14 protein-coding genes are annotated in these 17,223 nt (G+C 53.8%); 6 read left to right on the top strand and 8 right to left on the bottom strand.

All coding sequences use genetic code 11. From position 1 onward, the window contains the following. Positions 1-145: 145 nt before the first annotated feature. The 4 genes from ACO0K9_RS25015 to ACO0K9_RS25000 form a co-directional block, all read right to left on the bottom strand. Positions 146-1,228, bottom strand: coding sequence for a calcium:proton antiporter (locus ACO0K9_RS25015; RefSeq protein ID WP_422989558.1), 1,083 nt, complete (start codon positions 1,226-1,228; stop codon positions 146-148). After that, positions 1,225-2,073, bottom strand: coding sequence for a DUF2247 family protein (locus ACO0K9_RS25010; RefSeq protein WP_422989556.1), 849 nt, complete (start codon positions 2,071-2,073; stop codon positions 1,225-1,227). Before ACO0K9_RS25010 ends, ACO0K9_RS25015 begins: the two co-directional genes overlap by 4 nt. A gap of 28 nt (positions 2,074-2,101) precedes the next feature. Continuing rightward, positions 2,102-2,416 carry a peptidyl-tRNA hydrolase gene (locus ACO0K9_RS25005; RefSeq protein WP_422989554.1) on the bottom strand — a complete coding sequence of 105 codons (315 nt, stop codon included), beginning with the start codon at positions 2,414-2,416 and terminating at the stop codon, positions 2,102-2,104. A 193-nt stretch (positions 2,417-2,609) separates the two neighbouring features. After that, positions 2,610-3,827, bottom strand: coding sequence for a hypothetical protein (locus tag ACO0K9_RS25000; protein ID WP_422989553.1), 1,218 nt, complete (start codon positions 3,825-3,827; stop codon positions 2,610-2,612). Between the two features lie 311 nt (positions 3,828-4,138). On the opposite strand from ACO0K9_RS25000, the gene ACO0K9_RS24995 reads away from it, so the two are divergent. Next, a complete protein-coding gene (locus tag ACO0K9_RS24995) occupies positions 4,139-5,911 on the top strand; it encodes an alpha-L-fucosidase (RefSeq protein WP_422989551.1) in 1,773 nt (590 codons plus the stop codon). A 388-nt stretch (positions 5,912-6,299) separates the two neighbouring features. On the opposite strand, the gene ACO0K9_RS24990 is transcribed toward ACO0K9_RS24995, so the two are convergent. The 3 genes from ACO0K9_RS24990 to ACO0K9_RS24980 all read right to left on the bottom strand — a co-directional run bounded on the left by ACO0K9_RS24990 (position 6,300) and on the right by ACO0K9_RS24980 (position 9,651). Continuing rightward, positions 6,300-7,619, bottom strand: a complete 1,320-nt coding sequence (locus ACO0K9_RS24990) for an MFS transporter (protein ID WP_422989549.1) — start codon at positions 7,617-7,619, stop codon at positions 6,300-6,302. An 81-nt stretch (positions 7,620-7,700) separates the two neighbouring features. Next, the gene (locus tag ACO0K9_RS24985) at positions 7,701-8,492 is read right to left on the bottom strand and encodes a substrate-binding domain-containing protein (protein ID WP_422989547.1); all 792 of its coding nucleotides are present in this window, start codon (positions 8,490-8,492) and stop codon (positions 7,701-7,703) included. 67 nt (positions 8,493-8,559) lie between these two features. Continuing rightward, entirely contained in the window at positions 8,560-9,651 is a 1,092-nt protein-coding gene (locus ACO0K9_RS24980) for a porin (RefSeq protein ID WP_422989545.1), read from the bottom strand. A gap of 171 nt (positions 9,652-9,822) precedes the next feature. Between ACO0K9_RS24980 and ACO0K9_RS24975 the strand changes: the two genes are divergently transcribed. Next, positions 9,823-10,737: a LysR substrate-binding domain-containing protein gene (locus ACO0K9_RS24975; protein ID WP_422989543.1), complete on the top strand. Its 915-nt coding sequence runs from the start codon at positions 9,823-9,825 to the stop codon at positions 10,735-10,737. Continuing rightward, a complete protein-coding gene (locus ACO0K9_RS24970; protein ID WP_422989541.1) occupies positions 10,737-12,023 on the top strand; it encodes a cation:dicarboxylate symporter family transporter in 1,287 nt (428 codons plus the stop codon). Before ACO0K9_RS24975 ends, ACO0K9_RS24970 begins: the two co-directional genes overlap by 1 nt. Positions 12,024-12,309: 286 nt before the next feature. Here ACO0K9_RS24970 and ACO0K9_RS24965 read toward each other — a convergent pair whose 3' ends face one another. After that, positions 12,310-12,771: a MarR family winged helix-turn-helix transcriptional regulator gene (locus ACO0K9_RS24965; protein WP_422989539.1), complete on the bottom strand. Its 462-nt coding sequence runs from the start codon at positions 12,769-12,771 to the stop codon at positions 12,310-12,312. Positions 12,772-12,894: 123 nt separating this feature from the next. Between ACO0K9_RS24965 and ACO0K9_RS24960 the strand changes: the two genes are divergently transcribed. From ACO0K9_RS24960 to ACO0K9_RS24950, 3 genes are all read left to right on the top strand, one after another. After that, positions 12,895-13,848, top strand: coding sequence for a quinone oxidoreductase family protein (locus tag ACO0K9_RS24960; protein ID WP_422989537.1), 954 nt, complete (start codon positions 12,895-12,897; stop codon positions 13,846-13,848). Positions 13,849-14,384: 536 nt separating this feature from the next. After that, positions 14,385-16,013, top strand: a complete 1,629-nt coding sequence (locus ACO0K9_RS24955; protein ID WP_422989535.1) for a methyl-accepting chemotaxis protein — start codon at positions 14,385-14,387, stop codon at positions 16,011-16,013. 54 nt (positions 16,014-16,067) lie between these two features. After that, a complete protein-coding gene (locus ACO0K9_RS24950; protein ID WP_422989533.1) occupies positions 16,068-16,838 on the top strand; it encodes a substrate-binding periplasmic protein in 771 nt (256 codons plus the stop codon). Positions 16,839-17,223 lie beyond the last annotated feature (385 nt).

The raw sequence follows: 17,223 nt of genomic DNA, 5'->3' as shown, positions 1-17,223 counted from the left end.
ATCTTTCAGGCTCCCCATCAGGGTAGCGGACGCGGCAGGTATCATTATTTCTCCAGGCTGTAACAGGAAAGTGTTCGCCCATTACATCCCCCTGCAACCGCCCAGTCTGTTCGTTAACGTACAATGTCAGGATTTTTTCAGGCTGTCACGGCACCACGGTGGTGAACAAATACACCGCAAAGATCACGCAATGGATGGTGCCCTGCATGATGGTGGTACGGCCGGTACCCAATGACAGTGAGGTAATGATCAGCGACAGCAACAGCAGCACGCTGGATTTGGCATCAATACCCAGCGTCAGCGACCAGCCGGTTGCCAGTGAAATCACGGCGACCACCGGTATGGTCAGGCCTATGCTGGCAAGCGCCGACCCCAGAGCCAGGTTGATGCTGGTCTGCAGCCGATTGGCACGGGCCGCACGGAAGGCAGCAACCCCTTCCGGCAATAACACCACCATCGCAATGATGATACCGACCAGGGCATTCGGTGCGCCGGCGGCCAGCACGGCATGTTCCAGCGTGGGTGCGAGCGACTTGGCCAGCAAGACCACCGCACCCAGACACAACATCAGCAAGCCGGCACTCATCCAGCTCATGGTATTGGACGGTAAAGGTGCGTGTGCCTCTTCATCCGTGGTTACATTTTCAGGCAAGAAATAATCACGATGGCGCACCGTCTGCACCAGCACAAAAGTTCCATACAGTACCAGTGAAACGATGGCGATAAAAGTCAATTGGCTGGGGCTGTAATATGGGCCTGCCACGGTAGACGTAAAATTGGGCAAGACCAGGGTCAGTACCGCCAGCGCTGCCAGCGTCGCCAGTGAGGTGCTGGCACCATGCAGGCTGAAGCTTTGTTCCTTGTGCAGGCTGGCACCGGCCAGCAGACAGATGCCGACAATGCCGTTAAGGATAATCATGATGGCCGCAAACACCGTATCCCGCGCCAGGCCGGATGTGGCTTCCCCGCCCGCCAGCATCAGGGACACAATCAGCGCGACTTCAATCAGCGTCACCGCCAAGGCCAGCAGCAGCGTACCAAATGGTTCACCGATGCGATGCGCCACCACTTCAGCGTGATACACCGCCGTCAACACACCACCAAACAGCGCAGCAGTCAGCACGATGGCATACCAGGGACCAGATATCAACAATGACCCCGCCAGGATGCCCCAGGCAGCAAAAGGAGTAATAACAGACCAGGGCGGTAAGCGTGTGGGAATTTTCATAGTAAGGCATGGCGGATCACACCAGCAAGATGAGTCAGCACTAAGTGAGTCAGCACTAAGCATAGCCGAAAAATGCTTTTCACATCAGATGAATCACAAGCCAGCAGATTTCCGGCCGCGTATCGAAAGTTGAGTAACGAATGTTGTGTGGGGTGCGTCTTGCGCACTGCTTGCTTGAACGATTCGTCGTCTATTTGCATATATGCAAATAGAGCATGTTCCATCTCAAGCCATTTTTGATGCTCTGTAATTATTTTCTTGAAGTTTTGTTGTGAATGATACTCTTCAGAAGACAAATGGTTTTTATGGTTTCGCATCTGAAATGGCGCATCGCTGGGCCACCCCCAAGCCGACCAGAACCCGGACAGCTCGATCAGTCCATAAACTGGATCTGGATCAAGAACAGAGAGCATATATTCCGTTCCAACTAATCTCCATTTTCGTCTGGCATCATCCATATTGATTTCTTTGGATTGACAGATTTTTTCCAGAGTATCGCGTAACTCGGCGCTGGTAGCATTGCTGCCTATCGCCAAACCCGCTATCACATCAAACAAAAGATCATGCGATGTCACGAATGAAAGTTTATTTTTTGCGAAGCCTTCAATCTGTCCCACCTGAAGGTGGTCATCAATACCAGGAATACCGCTAATACCCAAAAGTAGAACACCCCAGTCAATGAAATTATAGCCATCCATCATCACATATATTTTTTCGATCATAGGGATATTGGTATTGTATTTTTTCGGTACGCCGGACGTGTCATGTAGACCGCTTGGGTACGGAAAGTTGAGCAACGAATCTTGCGTAGGGTGCGCCACGCGCACCGCTTGCTGTCCTTTCAAAAGTCAAATCCGGTGCGCGTGGCGCACCCTACTCTACGACTTCACGATAAAGCTTGAGAAATTTAAACATCTTCGGCCACTCTTCACGAGGGCGAAAAACGATAGCGACTTCACGATTATCCAGTGCCGATTCAGTCAACACCACGTGATCAGCAACCTGCTTGGCATTTTCAAACTCTTTCGCATTGACACGGCAAACTGCTTTGAAGAATGGACCATCAAGCCAGGCCTTGACTTCGGGCGTATCCTGGAATTTCAAATAGCCTGCAAGTGAAGCATGTGCCACCGCAACCATCGCAAACCCGAGAGGAATATCTTCACGTACCAATATATACATCTTCATGTAGATCTATTTCATAGTTAAGGGCTTCGTGCGCTGGCACACCGTTTCAATTAATCGGGGAGATGGTGCGCATGGCGCACCCTACAGTGTTACGAGTGGTGAACAAACGCGGCGAGTAGGGTGCGCCGTGCGCACCGTCTTCACACCCATCACACTCATTTTACGCGGGTGGAGCGCGCGGCGCACCCAACCATCACAAGGGCGTTTCTGTCACCGAATTCACTTGCTCAAGGGTCGGGAAATTCTTGACCAGATAGCGTGCAGGATAGCCCTCCACTTCTTGCATCAGGTCGGCGGCAATGCTGATGGCGGCTTCCCAGGTAATGATCTTGGTTCGATGCTCACTCTCTGTGTCGCCGGGCATCAGCAAAGCCACCAGGTCGGTTTTGGGTAAGAGCGATACGACGCCACGGGTCCAGGTGCACAGCGAGGTCAGCAGGCTGGTTTGATTGTTCTTGAAGACGGTAAAGGTGGCCACAAAAACGTCTGTCTTGTTTTTTTCGTACAGGGCTTCCAGCAATTCTTTTTGCGAGCTATAGTCTTCTGCAAGGTAAGATGTCTGCAGCGACCTCAGGCTGGCGACAACGTCAGGATCTTCCGGCGTGTAGCTGACGATCTGGCCATTCTTGATTTTATACATGCCGGCAGACACGACCCGGCCTTCTTTTTCGCTGCATTCCTGCGCATGGCCTATCATGCACAACTGACCAGCGATATTCGCTGCGGCAGTCAGCAAGAAGCGCCCACGTGTTGGCACCATCATGACCGGGTCGCTGCCGCAATTGGCGCGATAAGCCAGGTCTGGCATCAGGATGCGCGATGAGTCGTAGGCATCCTCCCAGACGCCCGCCACTACGCCAACGCCTATGTCTACAAATTTATCGGTCGTGCGATCACGCAGGTTGGCCAATGCCACATCCATCGCATCCTGCACGCTGACACCCCAGGTTTCAAAATTGGAGCGATTGACCAGGGCCATCGAATGTTCGGTGTCATAGGCCAGCATCAGCACGGCGTCGTCGCTGAAATTCAGTGACGCTTCATCATAGGACATGGGTTTATCCTGGATCAGGCTGGTCAGGCGCAAATATTCGCCCTGCCCGCGCGGCTTCACGCTGGGCATGAGATGGGCTTTGGCACTGGCAAAGTCGTCCGGTATGCCTTCCAGTTGCAGGCCGGCAGTATATTTCAGCAAGACCGTATCACGATGGCTTTTGGGCGAAGCACAGTAATCACGATAGGCATTGTGCAGATTCAGTACATGGGAACCGCCGTCCCCCACCAGCAGGCGGAATTCGGTTTCATCAAAACGGATAAGTTGATCCACCCCCTGCCGCCGCGCAAAATCGATGACGATCTGTCCAAATTTTTTGGTGGATGGCTTGCTGCTGAAAAAATCAAAAAGGCCCATGGCTGTCCTGTGCGATTAGTAAGATCAATTACCGTTACTGTGCAATTCGTAGGTGGAGGTGACTTGCCAGCTTATTTTACCAAGCTTTATGACAAATTTAGGACGTGTTGACATACCCGTACCATTTTCCCATTTATTCAACAAAACAAACAATCACCCCCTTGAGCAACAGCAAGCGTCGTGTCCGATACCAATTTGCGTATCATCATTCACAGAAAATTGATTGGCTGTTTTCCTGCATACCTTTTAGCATGCACCACGCGGTCGTGAATAGCGCCCTTCCAACCAGCCACATGCAGAGTGAATACAGAATGAGCACATTGTCCAGGATCTCCCTCGTGGTATTGATCAGCAGTGCCTTGCAGGCACACGCCGCCGGATTGTCAACCCTGCCACCGCTGCCACCCATGCCTGCCATCCCCCCCGCGTTACCCATAGACAGCGTACCACTGGGTGACAGTAAAACCGCTGCCGAGGTCAAGCTGGGCATACCTATCACACCCGGCCCCTTCCAGCCCACCTGGGAATCAATCGAAAAAAACTACCCCGGCACGCCAGCATGGCTGCGTGAAGCCAAATTTGGCATCTGGGTACATTTTGGCCCACAGGCGGCAGGCAAGAGTGGTGACTGGTATGCCCGCAGGCTGTATAACCCCGACACCCCGGCATACAAAAACCACCTCAAGGACTATGGCCACCCGTCACAGACCGGCTACAAGGAAGTCTTGCGTGACTGGAACCCGGTGCAGCTGGACCCCGCCAAACTGACTGCCATATACAAGGATGCCGGAGCACGCTTCCTGATCGTGCAAGGCGTGCATCATGATAATTTTGATTTGTGGGATTCGCGCTACCAGCCCTGGAACTCAGTACGGCTAGGGCCAAAGCGTGACCTGGTTGGCGAATGGGCCAAGGCCGCCAAAGCTGCCGGCATCCGCTATGGAGTGGCGTTTCACCATGAATATTCATGGTGGTGGTGGCAAACCGCCTTTGGCAGCGACACCCAGGGTGAACGTGCCGGCATCCCTTACGACGGTCAGTTAAGCCTGGCAGATGGCGTCGGCAAATGGTGGCAGGGGCTGGACCCCAGGCTCTTGTATAACATCGATCTGCGCGAATACCAGGGTGTCAGCAAAGCTGCCTATTCGCCCTGGAACCCGCCACCCGATGGCCTGTTCAGCCGTCATCAGGATTTTGCCAAATGGTATGCCACGCGCTGGGCCTTACGCATGATGGATGTGGTGGATCGTTACGACCCTGATTTCATTTACACCGATGGCACCGGCCCCCAACCCTTCAGCGGCGACCATACCGGTACCGGTTTCAAGGCCGATGCCACCCAGACCGTCATCGCCGATTTTTATAACCATGCGCTGAAAACACGCGGCAAGATCGATACCTTCAGCATCATCAAGTTTCGGCCTAATACCAATGGCACGGTGAATACCGAAGAAGGCACCATCCCCCGCAACATCAAGACCGACCAGGCCTGGATAGCCGAAACCCCGGTCGGCGACTGGTATTACCAGCCGGGCTTTACCTATGATTCTGGCGCGATGATACGTTATCTGCTGGAAGAAGTGGCGCGTGACGGCAACGTCGCCATTTGCGTGTCGCCCCTGCCGGATGGATCACTGGATGAAGGCAGCACCCGCATGCTGCAAGAAGTCGGTAACTGGCTGCGCCTGAATGGCCAGGGCATTTATGGCAGCAAAGCCTGGGTGCGTCTGGGGGAGGGTGAAAATGCGGGTGAAGGCGGAGGCGACAAACTGCGTACACTGCCTGGCCATGCACTGGGCAAGAAGCAGGCTGAATTTGCATTTGGCCCGCATGACTTCCGCTTCACCAGGGGCAAGGACGGGTCGCTGTATGCATTCAGCATGGCAGTACCGGCAGCCGGTGCCGAGATCAGGATACGGTCATTGGGTAGTGCAGAAAACCTGCTGGGCAAGCCCATCACGTCCGTCAGCCTGCTGGGTCATCAGGGTGCACCGCTACAGTGGAAGCAACAGGCAGATGGGTTGGTCATTACCGCCCCATCTGCCATGCCGTATGCCACGGCGGTCGCCTTTAAAATAGATTAAAACCACCCCAAAACCGCGTCGAAAAATGTGTCTGCGTAGGTGAGATTAGCGCAGCGTAATCACACGTATGTTGTGTCTGGCAATGACAATGACGCTTCAAATATGTGTACGATTGTGTACGATTACGCTGCGCTAATCGTACCTACGTTCTGCCATGCCGTATGTCACGGCGGTCGCCTTTAAAATAGATTAGGACATACGCAAAACCGCCCCAAAACCGCGTCGAAAAATGTGGCTGCGTAGGTGAGATTAGCGCAGCGTAATCACACGTATGTTGTGCCCGGCAATGACAATGACGCTTCAAATTTGTGTACGATTGCGTACGATTACGCTGCGCTAATCGTACCTACGTTCAACGTTCTGTCACGGCGGTCGGCTTTAAAATAGATTAACGTTCTTTGACCACGCCACGGTAAATCAGGAAAGTCGCCAGCAAGCCAAAGCTGCCTGCCATCGCCATCCAGTAACCAGGCGATGCCTTGTCGCCGGTGGTTTCTATCAGCCAGGTAGAGACCAGCGGTGTCAGGCCGCCAAACAAGGCCGTGGCCAAACTATACGCCAGCGAAAAACCGGTGGTACGGATACGCACGGGGATAATCTCTGTCAGCGCAACGATCGTCGCACCGTTATAGCTGCCGTACAGGAAAGACAGCCATAACTCCACCACCAGCATATGTTGAAAACTGGGGTTGGCGATCAGCCATGACAGCAAGGGATAAGCCGTCACTGCAGTCAGGCCAGAAAACAGTGCCATGATGGGCCATCTGCCGATACGGTCAGACAGGGCACCCATGACCGGCAGCCAGATGAAGTTGGATACACCCACGCACAGCGTCACCAGCAGGCTTTCCACCGTAGTCAGTTTCAGCACGGTTTTGCCAAAGGTCGGTGTGTACACCGTGATCAGGTAAAAGGATACCGTGGTCATCACGATCAGCATGGTGCCGGTGACGACCAGTGGCCAGTTGAGGGAAATGGTTTTCAGCATTTCCTTGAAGCTGGGGTGAGTTTTTTGCGCCAGGTATTCTTCTGTCTCTTGCAGCGAGCGGCGGATGTAAAACACCACCGGGATGATGGAACAGCCGATGAAGAAAGGAATGCGCCAGCCCCAGTCAGCGATGAATTCCTTGCTCAGGGTTTCATTCAAAAAGTAACCCAGGCCTGCCGAAAAGATGATGGCTACCTGTTGGCTGGCTGATTGCCAGCTGACATAAAAGCCCTTGTGGCCCGGCGTCGCCATTTCTGACAGATACACCGAGACGCCACCCAGTTCCACCCCGGCAGAAAAACCCTGCAACAGGCGGCCAACCAGTACCAGGAAAGGTGCCAGCAAACCGATGGTGGCATAACCGGGGATGAAGGCGATCATCGCGGTACCCGACGCCATGATGCCCAGCGTCAGCACCAGCCCCTTGCGACGACCGATGCGGTCAATGTAACTACCCAGAATAATCGCCCCCAGCGGTCGCATGAAGAAACCAGCGCCAAAGGTGGCAAAGGTCATCATCAGGGCAGCATATTCACTGCTGGCCGGAAAGAATGCCTTGGCGATATAGGTGGCATAAAATCCAAACAGGAAAAAGTCATACATTTCAATGAAATTACCGCTCGTGACACGGATCACGGTAAAGAATTTCGATTGGCGTGGTGCGGGCGCACTGCTGCCCTGTTCGACGCCGCTGGGGGCTATGGTGGTTGTACTAGACATACTATTCGACCTTTGTACTCGGTGGCTGACTTTCCAGCCAGCGGGGTCTGTGGGAATTGAAACGGGATGAAACTATATCAATTATTTCTTGCCTGCGACTGGTTCAAGACCAGTCTCTGCAATCACGCTGGCATTTTTTTCTGAGGATAAAAAATTCAACAAGGCCTGGGCCTGGGCCGGCACCTTGCTGCCGGTGACGATGGCGGCAGAAAAAGCTGTCGTCAATTGCACTTCCTGTGGCAGCAGGCCGACGATGTCTATGCCCTCTACCGGCAATAGTTCACTGCGCTGCTGGCAACCAAAATCGGCTTCACCATGGGCGATGATTTCACCAACTGGCGTGGCAGGGATTTGTGCTGCCTTGCCCTGCATCTGGTCGGCGATATCGAGTTTTTTCATCAACTGGTGTTTGATGTATTCGCCACTGGCGCTGTCGGAATAGGCGACCTTGCGGGCCTTCAGGAAAGCATTCTTCAGGCCATCAACGGTACTGATGTCGGGTTTGGCATTGCCTTTTTTTACCGCACACGCAATCGGTGAATTGGCCAGCACCACCTTGCTGCCAGCGACCAGCTTGCCTTCTTTCATCAGGGTGTCGAGCGAATCGCCGACCATGATGACGACATCAATTTCTTCGCCGCGTGCCATGCGTACCGGGATGGCATTGGTGGTCGTCCCCATGGACGGGCCCCAGCCGGATACCAGCTTGTCGCCGCTGGCCTGCTCATAGGCAGGTGCCAGGTTTTTGTAAGCCTGGGCAAAACCGCCCGAACTGACCACCTTGATGTCGGCCGCCATCGCCTGGCTGCCAGCACACAGGGTGGCGACGGCAAGGGTGATGCCAGCGGCGCAGTGGAATATACGCTGGGACATACGCTGCATACACTGTGACCCGCGGAGGGACGTAAATAGGAACATGATTTTTGCTTCCTTGATGAAATCAGAATTTGTGCATCAGGCCCAGCGTCAGCCCAAGGCCGTTGCTGTTGTTGGCCTGGCTACCGGTAACACCGGCTGCATTGCCTTTCCAGTTAGTATAGTCAGTTTCTATATACACAGTGCTACGTTTTGACAGGTTTTTTTCCAGGTAAGCAAAGCTGCGGTCAAAGCCATCATCGACAAAGCCGCTGGCGTCACGACGCACGCGGTAATAGGCCGTGGTCAGGGTCAGGTCAGGGCTGACAGTGAATGCTGCGCCAGCAGAAGCGATGCGCTGCCGGGTTTGTTTGGTGGCACTGGTATCGGCACGATTGCTGCCAAAATTGGCTTTCAATTGCACGCTGCCCAGCTGGTAAGCGGCACCCAGGGTATAGGCTTGCAGGCCAAAGTCGCTACTGTTCTTGAACTTCATGTAGGCACCAGAAATGCTCAGGCCATCTTGCTGATACGCCAGGCCCGCCCCCATGGTGGACAAGGCACTGCTATTGCCTGCCACTTCACCAAAAGAATAAGACACACGCGCCACCAGCGGACCAAAATCACCGGTGTATTTCAGCATATTATCCAGGCGATAATAATTGTCGGCATAGCCGCTGGTGCCATATTGCACGCCAAACGCATGGGTGCCAAAAGCGGTATTGCTGAGTGCGGTGACATTGATGTTGGGGTTGAAGCCGGCATACCGCATACCCAGCGGATCTACCGGTGAAATAGCGTCGGACAGGATCGTTGCCTGACGACCGGCAGTCAGGCTGCCATAGCCGGATTTGATGCCGACAAAGGCCAGGCGATCAAACAGCTTGTCTGATTTTGCCGATGTGCCGGTATCGATATTCAGGCCACCTTCGAGCTGGAACACGGCTTCCATGCCATCGCCCAGGGCCTCTTGCCCTTTGATCCCCCAACGGCTGGTATTATTGATGCCGCTGTTGAGCGCCATGCTGGACCCAGACACGACCGGGGCATTGCTGGCATTGATGCCGGTACTATAATGCACGCCCAGATCGGCGATGCCATACAGGGTAACGGCGGATTGGGCAAAGGCGCTGCCGCTGGCAGCCAGCAGGACGGCGAGATAAGTAGGCTTGAACATGTTGTCTCCAAAGTTTTTTGCCTTCTTGATGAGGCATTTTGATTGCAATAATGCTATTTGATGAACGGGTCAATGCACATACTGACAATGCTGTCGCCTGTTCTTTCTTTGGCCTGCATCATCCTTCACGTGGCATAATTTGTGAATTGCAATATTTCTTAAGATTAATGCATGGGACGCATCAATTTCGATTTACAGGAACTACAGGCTTTTGTTGCCGTGGCCGACCGCAGCAGCTTCAAGCAGGCTGCCGAAGACCTGTTCTTGTCGCAGCCAGCACTGAGCCGCCGCATAGAAAAGCTGGAAGACACGCTCGGCGTCAAATTATTTGAACGTACCACCCGGCGCGTGCAACTGACCAATGTCGGCCGGGGGTTTCTGGCCAATGTGCGTACCGCGCTGGATGAGCTGGAAGGCGCCATTTTGGGTGTGTCTGACCTGGCCGCCCACCGCACCGGCATTGTCACCCTGGCCTGCGTGCCGTCAGCCGTGCATTATTTTTTACCGGCGGTGCTGAAAAACTTTACCGAACGTTTTCCCAAGATACGCGTGCGCATCCATGATGAAAGCGCGCAAGACGTGCTGAACCTGATACTGGCCGGCGAAGCCGATTTCGGCATCAATTTTGCCGGGGCCGAAGATCCGGAAATCGACTTCAAGCCCATCTACAAAGAGACCTATGTGCTGGCCATGCGGCATGATCACCCACTGGCCAGGCGCAAAAAACTGTCATGGAAAGAAACCGCCAACGAGCGCTATATTGCCGTGTCCAAATCCAGTGGCAACCGCAGCCTGATCGACAATGCCCTGTCTGGCGTGGAAAAACACCCGACCATCTTTTACGAAGTCAATCATGTAGCCGGTATCCTGGCACTGGTGGAAGCCGGCATGGGCGTGGCGGCCGTACCGCGCTTGTCCCTGCCACCACATATCCAGACTACGCTGGTCGGTGTACCTTTGGTCAACCCGCCCATACACCGGACACTGGGCCTGATCTGCAAGCGCGGGCGCATCATGCCGCCTGCCGCACAAACCCTGTTCGATATGCTGGACCAGAGCATCACTGATAAAAAGTCCCTGCCCTGATGAAACTGTCTTTTGCTTTTGCGTTTTCTTTCCTGAAACGGCGCCTGTATGTGCAGGTCATCTGTGCCGTCATCCTTGGCACAGGCTTTGGCTACCTGTGGCCAGCATTGGGGACAGAACTGAAACCGCTGGGCGATGCCTTCATCAAACTGGTAAAAATGATGCTGGCACCGCTGGTGTTTTGCACCATTGCCGGTGGCATTGCCAGCCTGAATGAACGACGCGGCATTGCCAGGACCCTGCTCAAGGCGATGGCAATTTTTTATCTGCTGACACTGCTGGCCCTGTTGCTGGGCTGGCTGGCCGCCGCCATCATGCAGCCGGGTGCAGGCTGGCATTTTCATCCGGCAGCGGCGGACCAGAATGTCATGTTAGCCATGTCTACCTTATCCAGCGCCACGGAAAACCAGGGCCTGGCGCGCTTTGTCCTGCACATCATCCCGGCCACCTATGTCGGTGCCTTTGCCGAACCCGAAGTCTTGCCGGTATTGCTGCTGGCCCTGCTGACCGGCTTTGCCATGGCCCGCACGCGCCAGGCCGGTGACCGCATGCTGACTGTCGTGGATGAAGTAAGCCGTCTGTGTTTCGGCATTTTTGGCAGCATCATGAAGCTGGCCCCCATCGCTGCCTTTGCCTCGATGGCGTATACCGTGGGGCGCCATGGCATACAGTCCATCGCCGGTTTCAGTTACCTGATACTGAATTTTTACCTGGCCTGCGCGGTGTTTGTGGTCGTCATCCTGGGTGGCCTGGCCAGGCTGCATGGTTTCAGCCTGTGGAAACTGCTGCGTTATATACGTGAAGAATTATTCGTGGTGCTGGGCACCTCATCGTCCGAGCCAGTGTTGCCGCCGCTGATGCAAAAACTGCAAGCCCTGGGCTGCAAGAAAGATGTCGCCGGGCTGGTACTGCCGATGGCGTATTCCTTCAACCTGGATGGCACCGCGATTTACCTGACGCTGGCTTCGCTGTTCATCGCCCAGGCCTGTGACATACCACTCAGCAACGGGCAAATTCTTGGCTTGATTGCCACCATGCTGCTGACATCCAAAGGTGCCGCCGGTGTCAGCGGCAGTGGTTTCGTGACGCTGGTGGCAACGCTGACCGTCATCCCCGATTTGCCACTGGCAGCTGCTACCCTGCTGCTGGGCATAGACCGCTTCATGTCAGAAGCCCGCGCCCTGACCAGCACCATCAGCAATGTCGTGGTGTGCCTGGTAGTGGCGATGTGGGAAGGTGCCTGTGACAGAAATATCCTGAAGCAGCAACTGGATCAGCGAGACTAAGTCTTCTCTTTTTTCTCTTATTCTTTTATAAGACTTACGCATAATTGTTCCAGAACGTAGGCACGATTAAAGCGTAATCGTACGTATGTTGTGCCAGACAATAACAAAGACACGTCCTATTATCTCGCCTTTTGTCCGGCAGAGAAAAACCTGGTTGCTTTGTATTTTTTCAAAAAAACAGCTGTTGGCGATAGCCAGCCGTGATGGAGATGCGTACGATTACGCTGCGCTAATCGTACCTACATAGGTTCAATGCGCAGCGCTGCTATTTTGCGTAAGCCCTATGTTATATTGACCTGGACTTTTCTACAAACAGGAAAGCATCATCTGCCAGTTTGCGCAGCAGGCGTGCCAGTTCGGTCACGTCCTTTTTATCCCAGTCGGCCAGCAGTGAAGTCATGATTTTTTCCCTGGCACCATCCAGCGCGGTCGTCATCACCCTGCCCTTTTCGGTAATCACGGCTTCCTTGATGCGGGCATCCTGCACATTGACCTGGCGCGTCACCAGGCCCGCCCCTTCCAGTTTCGTGATTTGCCGGCTGACGGTGGTGTAGTCACGACCACACAGTTCAGCCAGTTCACCTATGCCCAGCGGCCCGCGGCGCTCTACCCGCACCAGCAAGGGGAACAGTGCACGATCAAGATCAACGCCAGCTACCGCGATCAGCGCCGCGTCCGGCTGGGGCCGGTTAAGTACGCCGGTCAGATCCAGCAGCGCCTCACGCAATTGCATTATTTCTTGCTTCATGCTTTTCTTTCTGATTAAATATGTGCATAATACACTCAATTATTTAGCCACCGTTATCCAGCAACCGTTATCCAGCAACCGTCGCCCTCGCTACAGGGCAGACTTACTTTTCAGGAGTGAACAATGAAAGCAGCAATTATAGTTGAGGCAGGCCAGCCACCCGTGTACGGTGACTTTACCGATCCACAATCCGCACCCGGCAAAAGCCTGATCCGGGTAACCGCTTCGTCCATCAGCCATGTCACCAGGAGCCGTGCATCCGGGCAGCATTACAGTGCTGACAATACTACTGGTTTCATACCGGGCATCGACGGCACCGGTATTGATGAAGACAATCAGCGCGTTTATTTTCTGTTGCCAGATAAACCTTATGGGGCCATGGCTGAATGCTGTGTCGTTGACAAGACGCACTGTATCGCCCTACCCGACAGTTTGAGTGATGCGGAAGCCGCCGCGATGGCAATCACCGGCATGTCGTCATGGGCTGCGCTGGTGGAGCGTGCCGACCTGCGCGCCGGTGAAACCGTCCTCATCAATGGCGCGACCGGTGCATCTGGCCGGCTGGCGATACAGATTGCCAAGCATCTGGGGGCAAAAAAAGTCATTGCAACCGGCCGCAATAGTGGCGTCTTTGACGATCTGCGGCTACTGGGGGCCGACGTCACCATCGACCTGAGCCAGGACAAAGACGCACTGGAACAAGCCTTCAAGAATGAATTCGAACAAGGGGTCCATATCGTCCTGGATTATTTGTGGGGCTTGAGCGCAGAACTGCTGCTGGTTACCGCCGCCAGGGCCAGCCCGGATGGCATGCCAGTCCGCTTCGTGCAGATCGGTTCGGTCGGCGGTGCCGACATCAAGCTACCTGGCGCGGTGTTGCGCTCGTCCGCCTTGCAGCTCATGGGTAGCGGCATAGGCAGTGTCGCTTTTCCCAAGCTGTTTAAGGCGATCAAGTCGGTATTAAACACGGCCCCGCTGGCCGGTTTCAAGATAGCGGTCAATACCATGCCGCTGGCAGATGTCAGTCGGGCATGGGCTATAGATAGTGCTGACGCACGCATAGTATTGCTACCCTGATCAGGATGCCCAGGTCAGCACATCGATCAATTTAGCAAATTGCCAACAAGAGTATTTCACGGGCCGGTAGCGCCCTGCAACTGCGCTACCAAGCCACCGCAATCAAGATACGCGATGGCTTCAACTTGAAGGCCGTACTTTCAACGCTACATGCAAGGGCTGTACGCCATGAATGAAGCCTGCATGCCACACTATCCATCAGGGAAAAAAGCGTGGTGAAGTGAAACGCATCGCCACTCACTACCTGTTCGCCAGACAGATTTTCATCAGCTTGCGCTAGCCGCAACACAGTTAGTTTATTGACATTCAATTTGCAATCCTTTACTTGCAAATTGACAAGGATTGGCCGATAGTAAGTATCAGAGACCAAGAACTCGTCCCTACCATTGAAATGAGTTTGCATCCCCCTACTGCTGCCCCATAAACCAAGCAAAATAAACGGGCTAGATAAAAGTATGCGGGACACTGCTTCACCCGAAGCGGCATGTATTTGATTTGGCTATGCCTTTCCAATTGCTGGCGTCAATGAGGTCATTATGAAAATTAAAAATCTACCTATCGGTACCAGACTTGGTTTCGGTTTCGGGCTGGTATTGGTACTTGCCACCTTCTCATCTGGTATTGGGCTGTGGCGCTTGAATGAGGTCGCCAGCAATACCCGTGCCATGATGCAAGAACCGCTTAAAAAAGAGCGCATGACGGAAGAATGGTATCGCGTCACGGTATCTGGCCTCAAGCGCACACTGGCCATTGTCAAAAGCAGCGATGAATCGCTCAGTGATTTCTTTGCCGGTGATGTCAAGGCATCCACCGGACGCAATAGCGAAATCCAGAAATACATGGAAGAGCACATCGGTACCCCCGATGAAAAAAAACTGTTGGATAATATCGTTGTCGTGCGTAAGCAGTACATTGTCTTGCGTGACCTGATCGTCAAGGCAAAAAAAGACGGGCAGGCAGATGAAGTCGCCAAGTTGTTTGAAAAATTCATGCCCATGTCCGACGCTTACCAGAAAAGCGAACTCGATTTTCTGGAGTTCCAGGTACAGCAAGTCGATAATCTGAGCAAGGATGTCGATGCCATTGCCACCAACAGCCGCATACTGATCAGTACATTAATTGTGACGTTCATCCTGTTTGGCAGTTTGTGTGCCTGGTATCTGACCCATGGTATTACCCAGCCCATGAATAATGCTGTCACACTGGCACGCAATGTGGCTGACGGTGACCTGACCAGCCATATCGAAGTCAACTCCACCGACGAAACCGGCCAACTCATGCAAGCCCTGAAAGACATGAATGACGGCCTGCAAAAAATTGTCGCAGAAGTGCGCGACAGTACCGACACCATCGTCACCGCATCGACAGAAATTGCCGCCGGCAATATGGATCTGTCATCACGCACAGAAAGCCAGGCTGGCTCACTGGAAGAAACTGCCTCGTCGATGGAAGAGCTGACCAGTACCATGCAACAGAATTCGCAAAACGCCAAAGAAGCCAACAACCTCGCCAACGCCGCATCCGAAGCCGCCGTCAAGGGTGGTTCAGTGGTGTCACAGGTGGTGGACACCATGGGTTCCATCAGTGCTTCATCAAAGAAGATAGTTGACATCATTGCCGTGATTGACGGCATCGCCTTCCAGACCAATATCCTGGCATTGAATGCCGCGGTCGAAGCCGCACGTGCCGGCGAACAGGGCCGTGGCTTTGCCGTGGTGGCGTCAGAAGTACGTAACCTGGCCCAGCGTTCTGCCAGCGCCGCCAAGGAAATCAAGGAACTGATCGCCGACTCAGTAGAAAAAGTCGATGAAGGCGCACGCCTGGTCGACCAGGCCGGTGCCACCATGACAGAAATCGTCCAGAGAGTGGCCCACGTCACCAACATCATGAGCGAAATCAACAATGCCAGCAATGAACAGTCTGCCGGCATCAACCAGATCAACCAGGCCATCATCCAGATGGACAATGTCACCCAGCAAAATGCCGCCCTGGTAGAAGAAGCCGCCGCCGCCGCACAAAGCCTGCAAGACCAGGCGTCCAACTTGTCGAACGTGGTCAGCATTTTCAAGATCAATCGCCAGGCCAGCTATGCGGCCCCGGCAGCAGCATCGCGCCCGGTCAAGGCAGCAGCAGTATCCCGCAACAGGGTGACTTATCAGCGTTAATGATGGCTATATGATGGACGTCCAGAAAACCACGGCTACAGGTACAGGCATACCATGAAACTCCTGCCCGTCCTGTCGGCCTTACTCTTATTCCTCTGCCAGCCGAATGGCATGGCCAGCACTATCATACGCACTGCCGCACAAGAGGCGTCCGAACCCAAGTTCATCACCATCAACCAGCAAGGCAAACCTGCTATCGGCGGTATTTGCGTTGACATCATGCGGGCGCTGGAAAAAGTGGACCCTGACTTAAAATTCGTCGGCGACCAGACCTGGCAACCGCGCGTCCGCATTGATGTCGGCATGAAGGCTGGCAATATCGATGCCTTCTGCGGAGCGCAACGCATAGAACGCAATACCTCGCAATATCACTTTCTCGATACCGTCCTGTTTACGGTCAGCTACCTGCTGGCGGTACGCGCCGATGACGACATCGACATCCAGAACTGGGACGACATACGTCAGTTGGGCAACAAGGGCGTGATCCTGGCACTGCATGGCTTTGGCATCGTCGATATCCTGGAAAAAATAGGGGGCTTGAAGATCGATTCCGGTGCCACCTCGTCCCTGTCCAACCTGAACAAGCTCATGGCCGGACGCGGGCGCTTTTATTGCCACCGCTCCCCCGGTATCAGGCTGTCGATACAGCAGGCCGGTCTGGAAAACAAAGTCCGCCTGCTGGCCCGACCACAGTTGTCAGAAAAATTCTATATGGGCCTGTCCAAAACCCTGCCCGCCGACCAGACCAAAAGAATCAACAACGCCCTGTTGTCGCTGGAAAACAGTGGTGAGTTAAGACGGATATTTGAAAAGTACCAGGAATAGTCATTAACATCTCAGAACCCATTTCACCAACAGGGGGAGATGAGTTCTGGTTCAGTTCCTCCACAAGCCTCCAGGCAAAATAGTGCGCCAACATTCATTTCGAAGTATTACTACAAAATTACAAAATTCACTGCGCCTGGCAACTTACACCGCCATCCCTATTCTCTCATTAACAACTATGAAAATGAGGGATACACGTAGCTACTACCTCCTCCTTGAAATCAGTTTAAAGCCCATGTTGACTGCGTAATTTTGTTACCCGCCTTGATCATTTTCATAATTGTGACCCCTCGGTATCCCGCCTAGAGTGCACTTGTAGCACGGCGCGGTGTAGTGGTAAGCAGCCGTAGCTACAACTCATTTCATCAATAGGAATGAGTTCCAA

The organism is Undibacterium sp. Ji50W, assembly GCF_049340445.1.
Taxonomy (GTDB): domain Bacteria; phylum Pseudomonadota; class Gammaproteobacteria; order Burkholderiales; family Burkholderiaceae_D; genus Undibacterium.
Note: the sequence above shows the minus strand (reverse complement) of the source record. Positions and strands in the feature narration are given on the sequence as shown.

What these genes read in the sequence shown, in the direction of transcription:
- ACO0K9_RS25015 (WP_422989558.1), bottom strand. Translation starts at nt 1,228, where the DNA reads ATGAAAATTCCCACACGCTTACCGCCCTGGTCTGTTATTACTCCTTTT.
- ACO0K9_RS25005 (WP_422989554.1), bottom strand. Translation starts at nt 2,416, where the DNA reads ATGAAGATGTATATATTGGTACGTGAAGATATTCCTCTCGGGTTTGCG.
- ACO0K9_RS25000 (WP_422989553.1), bottom strand. Translation starts at nt 3,827, where the DNA reads ATGGGCCTTTTTGATTTTTTCAGCAGCAAGCCATCCACCAAAAAATTT.
- ACO0K9_RS24995 (WP_422989551.1), top strand. Translation starts at nt 4,139, where the DNA reads ATGAGCACATTGTCCAGGATCTCCCTCGTGGTATTGATCAGCAGTGCC.
- ACO0K9_RS24990 (WP_422989549.1), bottom strand. Translation starts at nt 7,619, where the DNA reads ATGTCTAGTACAACCACCATAGCCCCCAGCGGCGTCGAACAGGGCAGC.
- ACO0K9_RS24985 (WP_422989547.1), bottom strand. Translation starts at nt 8,492, where the DNA reads ATGTCCCAGCGTATATTCCACTGCGCCGCTGGCATCACCCTTGCCGTC.
- ACO0K9_RS24980 (WP_422989545.1), bottom strand. Translation starts at nt 9,651, where the DNA reads ATGTTCAAGCCTACTTATCTCGCCGTCCTGCTGGCTGCCAGCGGCAGC.
- ACO0K9_RS24975 (WP_422989543.1), top strand. Translation starts at nt 9,823, where the DNA reads ATGGGACGCATCAATTTCGATTTACAGGAACTACAGGCTTTTGTTGCC.
- ACO0K9_RS24970 (WP_422989541.1), top strand. Translation starts at nt 10,737, where the DNA reads ATGAAACTGTCTTTTGCTTTTGCGTTTTCTTTCCTGAAACGGCGCCTG.
- ACO0K9_RS24965 (WP_422989539.1), bottom strand. Translation starts at nt 12,771, where the DNA reads ATGAAGCAAGAAATAATGCAATTGCGTGAGGCGCTGCTGGATCTGACC.
- ACO0K9_RS24960 (WP_422989537.1), top strand. Translation starts at nt 12,895, where the DNA reads ATGAAAGCAGCAATTATAGTTGAGGCAGGCCAGCCACCCGTGTACGGT.
- ACO0K9_RS24955 (WP_422989535.1), top strand. Translation starts at nt 14,385, where the DNA reads ATGAAAATTAAAAATCTACCTATCGGTACCAGACTTGGTTTCGGTTTC.
- ACO0K9_RS24950 (WP_422989533.1), top strand. Translation starts at nt 16,068, where the DNA reads ATGAAACTCCTGCCCGTCCTGTCGGCCTTACTCTTATTCCTCTGCCAG.